Origin of the sequence: Nostoc paludosum FACHB-159 (assembly GCF_014698835.1) — a bacterium.
GTDB lineage: Bacteria > Cyanobacteriota > Cyanobacteriia > Cyanobacteriales > Nostocaceae > Nostoc > Nostoc paludosum.
In genome coordinates, this window is record NZ_JACJTU010000015.1 from 110781 (window position 1) to 124662 (window position 13882).

Consider the following 13882-nt stretch of genomic DNA (forward strand, 5'->3'; position numbering starts at 1 on the left):
AGGAGATTTTTATCATGGCAAATATTGTTGTAACCACCACCAATGACAACATAGACAGCGCCGACGGCGTTCTCTCGCTGCGTGAGGCGATTATTGAAGCGAATAATACTGTTGGCGATGACAGTATTACCTTTGATGGCAATGTGTTTACCAACACCACGCCCAGCACCATTAGGCTCACCACCATGCTGCCAATCATCAACAGCAACATCTCGATTCAGGGCAATCCCAACAGCAATATCACCATCAGTGGCGATGCTAACAACAACGGGATTAATGACAACGGTGATGTCCGCCTGTTGTTTGTCAACCAGGGCATCGTTAGTATCTCTAACCTCAATTTGAGCAATGGACGAGGTAAAGGCGGTGATGGTGGTGGTCGCGCTGGTGGCGGTGGCGGTATGGGGGGTGCTTTATTTATTAATGGCTTGTCTGATGGTAACTCAGTTCTAACTAGTGTGACGCTCAACAATATTGCTTTCAATAATAATTGGGCAGTTGGCGGCGTGCGCGGCGGCTTCAATAAAGACCTCAACGGCGGCGGCGGCGGCTTCGGCGGCAACGGCGGCAATGGTGAGGGTACTGGTGGCGGGGGCGGTGGCGGTTTCAGCGGCAACGGCGGCAACTACGGCGGCTTAGGCGTAGGGGGCGGCGGTGGCGGCGGCGGTTTCAGCGGCAACGGCGGCAATGGCCCTAGTCAGGGCTTTGGCGGCTTCGGCGGTAGCGGCAGTGGTACTATCTTTGGAGGTCTTCCTGCTGGCGGTGGCACTGGCGGCGGCGGCGGCATCGGTGGCGGCGGCGGTGGCGGCGGCAGGGAAGGCGGCAACGGTGGCACTGGCGGCGGCGGCGGCGGCAGCGGTGGCGGCTTTGGCGGCATTGGCGGCAATGGCGGCGACTTCGGCGGTGGCGGCGGCGGTGCTGGCTATGGCGATTCGTCTTTCGGTGGCAGTGGCGGCTTTGGCGGTGGCGGCGGCTTCGGCTCCGGCAGTGGCGGCAGCGGCGGCTTTGGCGGCGGTGGCGGCGGCAGCAGCAGAAGCTCCGGCTTCGGCGGCTTCGGCGGCGGCAACGGCAACACCGGTGGCGATGGTGCCGGCTTGGGTGGTGCCATCTTTATCCGCTCTGGCTCCCTCACCCTCAACAACACTAGCTTCACCAATAACTCTGCTACAGGCGGAACAGGAGGCAGCAATAGTCAAGGCATCGGTGGCGCCATCTTTGCGGTTACTCCCGACCTAGCAGCCGCCGCAGGTGTTACCACTGCTCCACAAGTCAATGCCACAGGCGACTTCACCTTTAATGGTAACAGTGCTACTAACAGTGACCCCAACCTCTATGGCACAGTCAGCTTTACCGCAGCCAAGCTCTCTGGCAGAGTTTACTTTGACTCCAACAAAAACGGTATCCTTGACGGAAATGATCCGGGCTTTCCATTTCCAGCCGTTACTTTAACACTTTCTGCCACAAATACTGTTAACGGTTCTGTCAACTTAACCACCACAACAGATGGCACAGGAAGTTACTCCTTCTCAAATTTAGCTCCAGGCACTTACACCTTGACTGAAACTCAACCCACTGGCTACGAGGACGGTCAAGAGACTGCCGGTTCCGCCTCAGGGACAGTAGTAGGTAATGATGTGATTAGCAATATTTCTTTGACAGCAGGTGCTAACGCCACAGGCTATAACTTTGGCGAACTAATACCTAATAATCCCGCTACCATCACAGGCAACAATATAGTACAAATCTTTGAAGATGCGAGTAGTCCCGACCTGACAATTGCTCTCAACCTCACCGTTAATGATGTCGATTCAGGTGAAAACAAATTTGGAAAGATTACCTCAATACTAGGAAATCTTGGTAGCCTAGAAGCAAATGCCACAGGCACAACCCTGACTTACACACTCAACAACAATATCATACAGTCTCTAGGGGCAGGTCAAAGCAAAACCGAAAATTTTATTGTTTCCTCGTTTGATGGTACAGCTAGTAAAAACATCTCCGTCAATATTAATGGTGTTAACGATACCGCCACCATCACAGGCACACCTACCACATCAGTCACCGAAGATACTAGCACGACCAATTTAACGGCAACGGGCAAACTCACCGTCAGTGACATAGATGCAGGTCAAAACCAATTTAATACCAGCGTCACCTCAGACAGCGGCAACTTAGGCAGCCTGAGTATTATGCCCACAGGAACTTACACTTACAACGTCGCCAACAGTGCGGTACAATTTATCAACACAGGTAAAACTAAAACTGAAACTTTCACAGTCAGTTCTGTTGACGGTACAGCTAGTCAAGTTATCACCATTACCATTAATGGTGTCAACGATGCCCCAGTCGCAGGTGATGACACAGCCACTACTAATCAAAACACGCCTTTAACTGTGCTGGCGACTGACCTTTTAGCCAACGACACCGATGTAGACAGTTCTACTTTAAGCATTACTAATGTCACTAACGCCGTTAACGGTACTGTAGCTGTCAATAACGGCAATGTCGTCTTTACCCCGACTACAGATTTCACTGGCAATGCCAAATTTGATTATACCGTCAGCGATGGCAATGGCGGCACTGACACAGCAACAGTCAACCTCACCATCAAACAAGTCAACTTCACAGGCACCCCAAATAAAGATCGGCTAACTGGCACAGCCGGCAATAACATCATCACCGGTTTAGCTGATAACGATACCCTCACAGGTAACGGTGGTCAAGACAAATTCATCTTTCGTGCTGGCGATGGCAATGACATCATCACTGATTTTGGTGGGGTAGGCAAAGGTTCAAATCCATCAGCAACAGCGATCGCTCAAGTTGACACACTACAATTTACAGGTGCGGGATTAACTGCTAAAAATCTGCAACTGACTCAAAATAGCTCAAATTTAGAAGTGACTTTTGATAACGTTGCCAATACCAAAGTCACGCTGCAAAACTTCCAATTAGAAAACCTGGATAATCTGCCAGCATCCGGGACACAGCCAATCATTGGCAACATTCTCTTTGATGGACAAACAACCCTCAGCGACAGCTTTGATGTCTTCGATGCCAATTGGAATAATACCAGCATTTTGCAAAAAAACACGGTGACATTCCTCAATGATTTGAATAACAACACCGTAGGTTTTGACAACTCTAATGATGTAATTAATGCTCAAGGTGGTAATGACAAAATCGATGGTAAAAGCGGTAACGACCTGTTAAGAGGAGGTACTGGCAATGATAGCCTGACTGGTGGTGCTGGTAATGATACTCTTGTGGGCGGTGCTGGTAATGACGTACTTACGGGTGGCACTAATGCCGACTTTTTTGTTTACAACACTGACGCTACCTTTACTAGTTCTGCTGTTGGTAAAGATACTATTACTGATTTCCAAAAATCTCAGGGTGACAAGATTGTTTTGGATAAAACCACCTTTGCGATTTCTTCTGTTGCTGGAAATGGTTTTAGTAATCCCAGTGATTTTAAGAGTATTGGTTTTGACTTATTCAATCTAACAATTTTAGAGGGCATTAGTAGTGCCAAGATTGTCTACGATGCTGTCAATGGGCGACTGTTCTACAACGAAAATGGCAGTGCGCCTGGTTTCGGCAGTGGTGGTCAATTTGCAACTCTTACTGGTACGCCAAATCTCTCGGCTTCTGATTTTATTATCCAGTCCTAATTCCTGAAGAAGATGAAACTTCAGGCTCAAAGTTCCAAACTCCGAGTTCCGAACTCCAAACTCGGAGTTGAAAACACTGGCTTCCGAGTTTAGCACCAACTACTAGTCCACCACACTAACAATGATTGGGTGAATAAGTTCGTAGTAAGGACTTTAGTCCTTGATTTGAGCGCTCAGGCGCTCACTACAAACCAAGCATTGTTGACTTGGCGGACTACTAGCTCAAATATCGCTGACTAATTTACACAACTAATAAGGAGAAACTCATGGCAAACTTTGAAGGCACTTTCGGCAATGATGTTTTCACAGGCACAATCGATTCAGAGATATTGAATGGTAATGCTGGCGATGACTACCTTCAAGCAGGAGCCGGAAATGATACTATCAGCGGCGGCTCAGGTTTTAAAGACTTGCTATTCGGCGAGGATGGCAATGATATAATTACTGACTCAGATGGTATTTTAGGGGCGCATGGTGGTGCAGGTAATGACACAATTACTGTGACTTTTGCCGCAAATTGGGATAACGATAGCAATCCTAGTAATGCCCCGCGTTCTGATGGCAAGATTACAGGGGGCTATGGAGACGACATTATAACCGTCACCATGAATAACAGTAACTTCTTCCTGAATCTCAAGGGAGATGAACCTGCTAGTAATACGCCCCAAGATGGCAATGATACCGTCACTCTCTTAGGCACTTATGCAAATGCAGTTATTGACTTAGGTGGCGGAAACGATACCTTGAATGGTGGCGCAGGTTCTGACAATATCAGTGGCGGTAATGACAACGATCTGCTTTTGGGTGGGGGCGGCATCGACCAACTTGCCGGTCAAAATGGCAATGATACCCTTAGAGGCGGTACTGGTAACGATAACTTAATTGGCGGTGCTGGGAATGATGTTTTTGTACTAGCTGCTACAGAAGGCAGAGATACAATTAGCGATTTTACGGATACTCAAGACCAACTTGGTTTAGCAGGGGGATTAACTTTCGGGCAACTGAGTATCACTGCTGTTGGTACTGATACCCAAATCGCGATCGCCACTACCAATGAAGTGCTAGCAATTCTCACTGGAATCAATCCGATCGCAATTAACGCCGGTGATTTTATCAGCGTTTAGCCAGTAGTGGTTGGGGCGGGACTGCTGAATACAGCAGAATTCAGAATTTATAAGCTAAGGCGAAGCGTTCAATTCCAGCTAAGTCAGCGTGAATTTGAATTTTGCAATAGCTTCCTTGATTTTCTAAAAGTTCTCGCACTGTATCTGCCTGTCCCGCCATCATCTCAATCAGCCAGACACCACCAGATTGCAAATAGCTAGGAGAAATATCTATCAAATGGCGGACGCAATCTAAGCCGTCAGCACCACCATCCAAAGCTAGATGTGGTTCGTGGTTGAATACTTCTGGTTGCAAACTAGGTAAGGTACTGGTGGGTATGTAAGGGGGATTCGACACCATACCACTGAACTGACCTTTGAGGAATGTCAGTGGCTCCCACCAGGAACCTTGATAAAATCGAATGCGGTCAGCCAGACCTAAATTATTGGCGTTGGTTTGAGCGATCGCCAATGCTTCAACACTGTAATCAACAGCATGAATTGTTGCGTTTGGCAAGGCATCTGCTAGTCCGATGGCGATCGCTCCACTGCCGGTACCCAAGTCCGCCCAGTGTCCCGAAGTATTACCACCAGCAGCTACAGCCAAATCAATTAAGCACTCTGTTTCTGGTCGGGGAATCAAAACCGCATTCGATACGGCGATTTTAAACTGACGCCAAGGTGTAGCTTTGGCAATATACTGCACTGGCAAACGTTCATTTAATCGCCTCTGCCACAACCGATCTAACTCTTCCAGAGGCAATTGCATCTGAATTTGCGGCCAATTTTTAAAAGACTCCAAACGAAGTGCCAAACGGTCTAAACCAGCTACTTCTTGGAGTAACCAATCTACTTCTGTTGGTGGGACATCAGTGGCGCAAGCTGCTTGAGTTGCTGCATTCCGCCACTGCCAAAGTTCTAAACCAGAAACTATCAGATGTTTCTCCCCCATGCCTCAACCTTGGAGAGCAAATCGGTTATTTTTTCGGAGCGGGTGCAGCAGCAGGCTTAGCAGCAGGTGACTGATTCGGCGCAAGCGATCGAATAAAATTGATAGATTCCCGCGATGGATATAAAACAATTTTATTAATACTGGGATCGTTGCTAGTATTGAGAGCTTCCATCACACCGTATAAATCCACTACCTGAATTTCAGTGTTTTCTGCTTCCTTGGGCACGGCTTTTTTAAATTCATCTAACAGAGCCACTGCTTGTTCTTTTTCAAAAAAGAAAGGAATGTAGCGTTCGTTGCCTTTTGCCACAGGAATAGTCAGATAGCTATTATCTTTTTTAAATTTGGGCACAAACAAGGGAATACCATTGAATTGCTCAACTTTTTTACCATTTGCGTTCAGCATACTTGTTGCTGACGCTACCTGTGCTTGGGTCGGGACTAAAGTATAAATTACTGAGTCTGACTTCTTTTTGCTTTCTAGGACTATTTTATAGTAGTCTGCCAAAGACAAAGGTCTTACTTGTAGAGTGCTTGCAAGTTGAGGATTTTCTTTTTTCAGCCGATTATCAAGGAATTTTTGAGCATCTTGCTTGCTAATAAAAAATCCCACTTGAGAGACGGTCTTAGATTGGTTATTCCTTGAAAGAACTACGAATTCACCTTTAGGATTTGTGAGGGTGAATACGGGTACTTCCTGTAGCTTTTTCACTACCTGATCTTGTGGTAAAGCTACCGCCTCTAGATTACCTAGCCCTGGTAGATTACCTATTCCTGAAAGTCCTCCTAAAAAGACACTCCCAGCTATACCTAATGTCGCGCCCCAACGAACCAATGATTTCATGACTGCTCCTCGCATCAATAAGACAATTAAGTTAAACAAATGGTTGGATTTGGACAGCACCAACTAGCTTCAGTTATATAGCAATCTATTTTAGTTGTGAAAATTTATTTGTAAATAACTCATGATGTCAATTGACTGTTAAAAGTCAACGATCGAAGTAAAATAATCCCAACTATTTAAGATTGTTATGATATCGCCTTTACCAATAGACTGTGCTAAAGTTGTGTTTTTGTCAATTTTACTTTGCTGTCCGCTGCTAAATTCTGTAGATGTCTATTTTTTTTGGCTTGTCGAACAGTGAAAAGTCTCTTTGACCCTGAAAATAATAAATGCCATTTTATTGACTTTCTCTAATATTCGGTGACGGCATGAGTTTATCAATCGTTCCATCTAACCATAACTAAATATCTTCTTAAATTTATACAAAGTACAGTATCATGAGTACCTTATTTATCAAAGACGAAATTTAGCTAACATCGTTCAAAAGCTAGTTCAAGACCAAAAGAACCAAATTAATTTTCTGCGTAAAAATATGCAATTTTATTGCACATCTTAGCAACAAAGCTTTAGCCTATTTACGCTAAATTGCAGAAATTTTTGAGAGATTTTCTGGATTTATTTAATTGTTGAGACAAAAAACCTTAACAAATATAGATATCCGGTGAAATCAATTCTGGTTTACCCGAAATCCTTGTACAGACGTAGCAGTGCTACGTCTGTATACGCGTGTGTGGGGATTGGCTAACAAACAGTTTTGGTTGGCGATCGCAATGTTAGTAAACTTGGATTTTTTCATTTGGAATACTAATAAAACCCAAATTTGTCGATAAATATGGGTTTTATTAATATGTCTTAACAAAATCGGGATGACAGGATTTGAACCTGCGGCATCCTGCTCCCAAAGCAGGCGCGCTACCAAGCTGCGCTACATCCCGGCTATACCTACTTTTTAACCTTGGGTTATGACTTGTTAGGTAAGCCATCGCCCTTTCGCAAAAGCATTAAAAAAATTATATCACATAATACCGTTGATGCATAATTTTCTTTCTTCCCTGTAAAGACCAGATAGATAACCTCTTTAAACTAATAAAGGTTTTTGTGCCGACTGAGTTTTACAAGACATAATATTTGCCTGTTTGTCGGCTTAACCTTCCCAAACCATATTAAAACAATAGATCTTTACTAGAGTACCTGATTTTATTGTGCAAATCGGGTTTTATTTGAATCAACTGTTAGTGAGGATACCAGAACATACCTTTAATACCTTCTGGATCTGGCATAAACCCCATAGTTCGGTAGAAATCTACAACATGAGGATCGGCAAAGAGAGTCACATTGCTAATCTCTTCACTCCTCAGTTTTTTGAGGACGTATTTCATCAGTGCCTTGCCCAGTCCTTGATTTTGAAAGTCTGGGTGAACCACCACATCCCAAATTGTGGCATTAAAGGCATGATCTGAAGTAGCGCGGGCAAAACCGATGAGCCGTTTTTGGTTTCCTCTTACCTGCCACATTGAGGCGACAAGAAAACTATGCTCAATGGCTTTTTTGACTTTTCTTAAAGGACGGCGCGACCAACCAACAGCATCACAGAGTTCTTCTAGTTCATACAGATCGATGTCTCGCTCTGTACTGAAGACGATGCGAGCCTCCTTTGAAGAAGCTTCGCTAACACCACTGGGGCCATTGCCTGCGGTTTCCGCTGTATGTTCTTCAAAAGGGTTTGTTCTAGTTGTCGCTACAGACTCAGGAGTACTAAACCAAGTTTTCCAAAAACCCATGCCAACAAGGTTCGGGTAATATAACTAAATTGACTTCCACTCTCAGGAGTGTTGATTCATGCTTAACGTAGCTAGACCTAATTTACTACCCCTAACACTCAAAATTCTTGGGTTGTTTTCGAGATTTGTAATGGTACCGGCCAGTGAGGGCATGTTTCACACCAATCATCTTCAACTTTAGCATTTTGTTGTAAACCCTAGTAAAAATTCAGCAAAAGGGAAGAATATAAGTAATTCAAAATCATACCCTGTTGAGATTCCTCTGTCTGACTATGTGGGAAACGACCCAAGCTGCTTGTGACTTTTCTGGAAATAAATAAAGAAAACCCAATTCTGGCAAAGATCCTGTGAATTGTTCGTATGCAGCTTAAATGCAGGTTAGCTTAGGAGTGAATGGTATATCAGGGATTTGAATACCGGGAAAAATTTTCCCACTCCCCAGTTCCCAATACCCTGTCACTAGTCCCCAAGTGACGAAAGCAAGCGAGTCTTACCCTTAACAATGGCTTCTGGTTTAAAATCTTCGACACTGGAACTCCTAAAGCGCTTTAATCGAGCGTTTCCCCAGTTTTATGAGCAATTCGTCAGCAGTGAGATTCAACTGCAAAATTTACGGCTAGCCTACCGTCTCTATAAGACTAGACGCGCTGTTATTGAACTGAAACCGGAAGGTAGCAAAAGTGCCTTGCATTTTGCCTACCGCAACCAGTCTTTTCTGCTCAGCGATATTTTTGGTGTACTAGCAGCTTATGGTTTAACAATCCACGGTCTGAGTCTATACGGTCAAATCCGTCCGCCGATGTTAGTTTTTATCAAACTGCTAGTCTCTCGTGGTAGTAAAGCCTTGACCGATAAAACCGCAGAAAATGTCTGCCGCGCCATTCGCGAGGCTTTAGGAGGTCGGTTTGAGGTAGAAGAAATGCTGGCAGTAGAATTCAATCTTGACACTGGCTTAGAGCAGGTACAAACTGAATTCTATGTCGATCCGGTTTTTCATCTCCCTGCCCTAGTGATTGAAGCCGATAATCAACCAGGATTATTTTACAAAGTGATGTACGCCATCTGGCAGGAAGATCTGCTGGTAGTCAATGCCAATTTACTCGTTTGGCGCGGACGTACACGGCTGATTCTCTATTTGTTGGGGCCCAATGAAAGCTTGATTCCTGAATATCTGGGTCACAAAATTGCTGAAGGGGTGCGACAGAGGTTGCTGGGTAAATGACAAAACTCCTGATTCCTCGTCACATTTTAGATTTTAAATTTTGGATTGTGGATTGAAAAATTCAAAAGGTCTGTTTGCCGAGTGCCTTGTTCCAGAAGCCTACTTTATTGATTGGCAAACAAATCTAAAATTATTTATTTCCGTGTCTTGAGGCATAGGTCAATCTAAAATCCAAAATCCAAAATCCTTTGACTCCTCACACTTCGTATTTAGTCGCACCCACCCTTAGGGGTACGATATAAGTATGGCAACTATTGAAATCTTGGGCGTTCCACACGCATACGAGCTAACGGCTCCCACTTCCTGCCCCCACGCTTTAGTATTTATCCACGGTTGGCTCAATAGCCGTGGATACTGGCAACCTGTGATTTCCCGCCTATCAGATGATTTGCAGTGCCTGTCCTATGATTTGCGGGGTTTCGGGGAATCCCAGTCCCAGGTAAAAACTGATTTTAGTCGGGCACAAACGTCTGTGAATTTGACGCCTCTTTCCAGTGGTGGGGTTGGCTCACCTTTCGATTCTCTTTATACACCTGCTGCCTATGCTCAGGATTTAGCAATTCTTTTGGAACAGCTAAATATTACCAGTGCTTGGCTAATCGGTCACTCTTTAGGAGGTACGATCGCTCTATGGGGAGCAGATCGAATACCTGAGTGTGTTAAGGGAGTTATTTGTATCAACGCTGGTGGTGGTATTTACCTCAAAGAAGCTTTTGAGCAGTTTCGCTCAGCAGGTCAGAAATTTTTGCAAATCCGTCCGCGTTGGCTCTCCCAAGTGCCTTTAATTGATTTGCTGTTTACCAGAGCCAGTGTGGCACGTCCTTTAGAGCGCTACTGGGCACGTCAGCGCGTGATTGATTTTGTGGTGGCTGACCCAGAAGCGGCGCTGGGAACTCTGTTAGATTCTACAACTGAAGAAGAAATTAACCGTTTGCCTGAGCTAGTATCCCAACTTAAGCAGCCAGTTTATTTTTTAGCTGGTTCGGAAGACAAAGTTATGGAACCCAAGTATGTCCGTCATTTAGCTAGTTTCCACAGACTGTTTCAATACTGTGGTGATAATGTTTTAGAAATTCCTAATTGCGGACACTTGGCTATGTTAGAGCAGCCAGATGCAGTAGCCGATTACATCCGGTCGATAGTTAAGAGTGAATAGGTATTGGGGACTGGGTATTGGGCATGGGGCATGGGGCATGGGGGATGAAAGAGATCAGGGAGATGAGGGAGACAAATCAATTCAAAATTCAAAATTCAAAATTAGAGAACTTCTGCCTTCTGACTTCTGCCTTCTGCCTCCAATGCCCAATGCCCAATGCCCCATGCTCACTACTCAATAGATTGATACAACTTCATCACCTGATTCAGGGCTAATCTAGATTCAACGCCCAATGTCAAGGGCGATGTGTGACCAGAGGATAGATGTTCGGCGGCGGCGCAGCCAATCATGGCGGCGTTGTCAGTACAGAATTTCAAAGGCGGAAATAGGACGCGTAGGTTATGTTCAGTGGCGGCGGCTTGGAGATTTTTTCTCAAACCGCTATTGGCTGCTACGCCGCCTCCAACGGCAATTGTGTCTAAACCATAGTCTAGGGCACAGGCGATCGCTCTTTTGGTTAGCGATCGCGCTACAGTATCCTGAAAGCTAGCTGCTACGTCTTTTACTGGCACTTGTTTGCCATCTTTCTCTAGTTGCTGTACTAAACGCAATACAGCTGTTTTTAAGCCGCTAAAACTTGCATCATAACGATGAAACCCGCCGCTAGGTAAAGAAACTTTTCCTTCTGGTAAGACGAAGGCTTGGGGATCTCCCTGTTGTGCGAGTTTGTCAATTACCGGGCCGCCGGGATAACCCAGCTTTAATAATCGCGCGACTTTATCAAAGGCTTCACCCGCAGCATCATCACGGGTTTGCCCTAGCGTTTCGTGAATACCACAATCTTTAACATAAATCAAGCTTGTATGTCCGCCTGAAACCAGTAAGCTAAGAAAAGGGGGATTTAAACTTGGTTCGCTCAAGTAAGTTGCGTAAATGTGACCTTCGAGATGGTGGACTCCCAAAAAAGGTTTGTTATGTACCATCGCCAGGGTTTTGGCAGCAGTTAATCCCACCAATAGCGCTCCTACGAGTCCAGGGGCGCAAGTGGCGGCAATTCCATCAATTTTATCCCAGTCTAGTTTGGCTTGCTCTAGAGCTTGAGCGATCGCTTGATTAATCGTTTCTAAGTGCTGGCGGGACGCTACTTCTGGCACTACCCCGCCATATTGCTGATGGACTGGAATTTGCGAGGCGATAATACTGCTGTAAACTTCACGATTATTTACAATTGCGACAGCAGTTTCATCACAGCTAGTTTCTATTGCTAAAACGGTTGTCATTTTGGTTGAGAGTGTGGAGGTGGGGAGTTCCAAGCTTAGAGTTTTGAGTGGCACAGACAAAATGTTGCTTGTTTACTACCCTACTACAACAATTTACTCCCCATCTCCCTATCTCCCATCGATCGCTCATCTTGGTTGAGAAGCTTTAACTTTTATTTACTGAAACTTTACTCGGTTCCCACCCAAGAGTATGATGACTTCCTAGTTATGCAAATAAAGACTGTACAAGCCGCTTCGTTTTGTACAAAGAACTTTTTGTTTTGTAATAAAAGGAAACACTCTATGCGACGATTGTTTGCTTTGATTTTAGCGATTTGTCTGTGGTGCAACTTTGCCCCCCCAGCACAAGCTCTAGGGGCTAACTTGACACCTTGTAAAGACAATCCCGCTTTTCAAGAGCTAGCTGCTAATGCCCGTAATACTACTAGTGACCCAGAATCAGGAAGAAAGCGATTTGAGCGTTATTCTCAAGCACTCTGCGGCCCTGAAGGTTACCCCCACTTGATTGTTGATGGCCGTTTAGATCGCGCTGGTGATTTCTTGATCCCTAGCATTCTATTTTTATATATTGCTGGCTGGATTGGCTGGGTAGGTCGTGCCTATCTGCAAGCAATCAAAAAGGAAGGCGATCCCGAACAAAAAGAAATCCAAATCGATCTGGGTTTGGCACTACCTATCATTACCACAGGCTTTACTTGGCCACTAGCAGCAATCCAAGAATTAACCTCTGGTAAATTAGCGGCCAAAGATTCAGAAATTCCTGTTTCCCCACGCTAAACGATTTCACTAATTCATTTGTTTGGAGGCTAAATTCATGGCAGATAAAACCGACAACTCATCCTATTTGGTTAAATTTATTTCCACAGCGCCAGTGGCAGCTACCATCTGGCTGACAATCACAGCAGGTATTTTGATTGAATTCAACCGCTTTTTCCCAGATCTACTTTTCCACCCACTACCATAAGCGGAAAATCAAATTCTAGGAAAATGATCTGAAATTGTTTAGTTAGTCCAAATAGACTAACTAAACAAGATTTTCACCTAAATAGGCAGTAAAAATAGTTTTTTGAAACTCGCAATTTTGCTTATATATTGCGAGTTTCACAGCTTTCAAATTAGCTAAATTAATTTTTCTAAATTTCCTAAGCAAAAGACATCTTTAGCTACAATTATTATTAATATAAAAATGCCACCATTTTAATTCAAAGGCGAACATAATATGGCGCAAGCAGTAGATGCATCCAAAAATCTCCCCAGCGACCCCAGAAATCGCGAAGTTGTTTTTCCTGCATTCGGTAATCCACAAATAGGTAACCTAGAAACTCCGGTTAATTCTTTTCCCTTGATCAAGTGGTTCATTAATAACTTACCTGCTTATCGTCCAGGTTTGAGTGCTGGTAGACGTGCGCTGGAAGTGGGAGCAGCTCATGGTTACTGGATATTTGGCCCCTTTGCTAAATTGGGCCCACTGCGGGATACAGCTAATGCTAATTTAGCTGGGTTACTAGGAGCGATTGGTTTAGTTGTTGTTTTGACCGGCGCTTTATCTTTGTATGCCAATAGCAATCCTCCAAAAGCGCTTTCTAGTGTTACTGTACCCAATCCTCCCGCAGATGCTTTTAACTCTAAAGAAAGCTGGAATAACTTTGCCAGTTCTTTCTTAATTGGTGGTATTGGTGGTGCAGTAGTGGCTTACTTTTTAACCAGTAACCTGGGATTAATTCAAGGTTTATTTGGTTAATTTGGTCATTAGTCATTAGTCATTGGTCATTAGTTATTGGTTTAATAACAAAAAGCGATCGACAACAAAGGACAAATGACAAAGGGCAAAGTCTGAGTGGAGGAAATCTCCCCTCAGACTTTGTAATAGATGACGAATAACAAAGGACACAAAGAAAAAGCTTTGTGTCCTTTGTTGATTCATACTAGG

Annotated in this window: 13 protein-coding genes and 1 tRNA gene; 8 read left to right on the top strand and 6 right to left on the bottom strand. The window is 44.6% G+C overall.

Annotation, left to right across the window (positions count from 1 at the left end; translation table 11 throughout):
• Positions 1–14: 14 nt before the first annotated feature.
• Positions 15–3674, top strand: coding sequence for a VCBS domain-containing protein (locus H6H03_RS17120; protein WP_190956280.1), 3660 nt, complete (start codon positions 15–17; stop codon positions 3672–3674).
• A gap of 266 nt (positions 3675–3940) precedes the next feature.
• Complete coding sequence (locus H6H03_RS17125) at positions 3941–4798, top strand: calcium-binding protein (protein WP_190956281.1); 858 nt, start codon at positions 3941–3943, stop codon at positions 4796–4798.
• 40 nt (positions 4799–4838) lie between these two features.
• Here the strand turns inward: H6H03_RS17125 and prmC are convergent, their stop codons facing one another.
• The 5 genes from prmC to H6H03_RS17145 form a co-directional block, all read right to left on the bottom strand.
• Positions 4839–5729 carry a peptide chain release factor N(5)-glutamine methyltransferase gene (gene prmC, locus H6H03_RS17130; RefSeq protein WP_190956282.1) on the bottom strand — a complete coding sequence of 297 codons (891 nt, stop codon included), beginning with the start codon at positions 5727–5729 and terminating at the stop codon, positions 4839–4841.
• 25 nt (positions 5730–5754) lie between these two features.
• A complete protein-coding gene (locus H6H03_RS17135; protein WP_190956283.1) occupies positions 5755–6573 on the bottom strand; it encodes a Tic22 family protein in 819 nt (272 codons plus the stop codon).
• Positions 6574–7240: 667 nt separating this feature from the next.
• Positions 7241–7369, bottom strand: a complete 129-nt coding sequence (locus H6H03_RS41330) for a hypothetical protein (protein ID WP_277926157.1) — start codon at positions 7367–7369, stop codon at positions 7241–7243.
• A 65-nt stretch (positions 7370–7434) separates the two neighbouring features.
• A tRNA-Pro gene (locus H6H03_RS17140) sits at positions 7435–7508 on the bottom strand.
• A gap of 297 nt (positions 7509–7805) precedes the next feature.
• Positions 7806–8354, bottom strand: coding sequence for a GNAT family N-acetyltransferase (locus tag H6H03_RS17145; RefSeq protein WP_190956284.1), 549 nt, complete (start codon positions 8352–8354; stop codon positions 7806–7808).
• 502 nt (positions 8355–8856) lie between these two features.
• On the opposite strand from H6H03_RS17145, the gene H6H03_RS17150 reads away from it, so the two are divergent.
• From H6H03_RS17150 to H6H03_RS17160, 3 genes are all read left to right on the top strand, one after another.
• Positions 8857–9576 carry a hypothetical protein gene (locus H6H03_RS17150; protein ID WP_086763971.1) on the top strand — a complete coding sequence of 240 codons (720 nt, stop codon included), beginning with the start codon at positions 8857–8859 and terminating at the stop codon, positions 9574–9576.
• A gap of 244 nt (positions 9577–9820) precedes the next feature.
• Positions 9821–10732 (top strand): alpha/beta fold hydrolase, encoded by a 912-nt coding sequence (locus tag H6H03_RS17155; protein ID WP_190956285.1) that lies wholly within the window; start codon positions 9821–9823, stop codon positions 10730–10732.
• Positions 10725–10913 (top strand): hypothetical protein, encoded by a 189-nt coding sequence (locus H6H03_RS17160; RefSeq protein WP_190956286.1) that lies wholly within the window; start codon positions 10725–10727, stop codon positions 10911–10913. The genes H6H03_RS17155 and H6H03_RS17160 overlap by 8 nt, the downstream gene beginning before the upstream one ends.
• Here the strand turns inward: H6H03_RS17160 and tsaD are convergent.
• Positions 10903–11952 (bottom strand): tRNA (adenosine(37)-N6)-threonylcarbamoyltransferase complex transferase subunit TsaD, encoded by a 1050-nt coding sequence (tsaD, locus tag H6H03_RS17165; RefSeq protein WP_190956341.1) that lies wholly within the window; start codon positions 11950–11952, stop codon positions 10903–10905. The genes H6H03_RS17160 and tsaD overlap by 11 nt on opposite strands.
• A gap of 282 nt (positions 11953–12234) precedes the next feature.
• Between tsaD and H6H03_RS17170 the strand changes: the two genes are divergently transcribed.
• The 3 genes from H6H03_RS17170 (at position 12235) to H6H03_RS17180 (ending at position 13693) form a co-directional block, all read left to right on the top strand.
• Entirely contained in the window at positions 12235–12729 is a 495-nt protein-coding gene (locus H6H03_RS17170) for a Photosystem I reaction center subunit III (RefSeq protein ID WP_190956287.1), read from the top strand.
• Between the two features lie 37 nt (positions 12730–12766).
• Entirely contained in the window at positions 12767–12916 is a 150-nt protein-coding gene (psaJ, locus tag H6H03_RS17175) for a photosystem I reaction center subunit IX (protein ID WP_190956288.1), read from the top strand.
• 255 nt (positions 12917–13171) lie between these two features.
• Entirely contained in the window at positions 13172–13693 is a 522-nt protein-coding gene (locus tag H6H03_RS17180; RefSeq protein WP_190956289.1) for a photosystem I reaction center protein subunit XI, read from the top strand.
• Positions 13694–13882: the final 189 nt, after the last annotated feature.

Bases quoted from the DNA above. Each gene is read 5' to 3' on its own strand.
- H6H03_RS17120 (WP_190956280.1), top strand. From the start codon at position 15: ATGGCAAATATTGTTGTAACCACCACCAATGACAACATAGACAGCGCC.
- H6H03_RS17125 (WP_190956281.1), top strand. From the start codon at position 3,941: ATGGCAAACTTTGAAGGCACTTTCGGCAATGATGTTTTCACAGGCACA.
- prmC (WP_190956282.1), bottom strand. From the start codon at position 5,729: ATGGGGGAGAAACATCTGATAGTTTCTGGTTTAGAACTTTGGCAGTGG.
- H6H03_RS17135 (WP_190956283.1), bottom strand. From the start codon at position 6,573: ATGAAATCATTGGTTCGTTGGGGCGCGACATTAGGTATAGCTGGGAGT.
- H6H03_RS41330 (WP_277926157.1), bottom strand. From the start codon at position 7,369: ATGAAAAAATCCAAGTTTACTAACATTGCGATCGCCAACCAAAACTGT.
- H6H03_RS17145 (WP_190956284.1), bottom strand. From the start codon at position 8,354: ATGGGTTTTTGGAAAACTTGGTTTAGTACTCCTGAGTCTGTAGCGACA.
- H6H03_RS17150 (WP_086763971.1), top strand. From the start codon at position 8,857: ATGGCTTCTGGTTTAAAATCTTCGACACTGGAACTCCTAAAGCGCTTT.
- H6H03_RS17155 (WP_190956285.1), top strand. From the start codon at position 9,821: ATGGCAACTATTGAAATCTTGGGCGTTCCACACGCATACGAGCTAACG.
- tsaD (WP_190956341.1), bottom strand. From the start codon at position 11,952: ATGACAACCGTTTTAGCAATAGAAACTAGCTGTGATGAAACTGCTGTC.
- H6H03_RS17170 (WP_190956287.1), top strand. From the start codon at position 12,235: ATGCGACGATTGTTTGCTTTGATTTTAGCGATTTGTCTGTGGTGCAAC.
- psaJ (WP_190956288.1), top strand. From the start codon at position 12,767: ATGGCAGATAAAACCGACAACTCATCCTATTTGGTTAAATTTATTTCC.
- H6H03_RS17180 (WP_190956289.1), top strand. From the start codon at position 13,172: ATGGCGCAAGCAGTAGATGCATCCAAAAATCTCCCCAGCGACCCCAGA.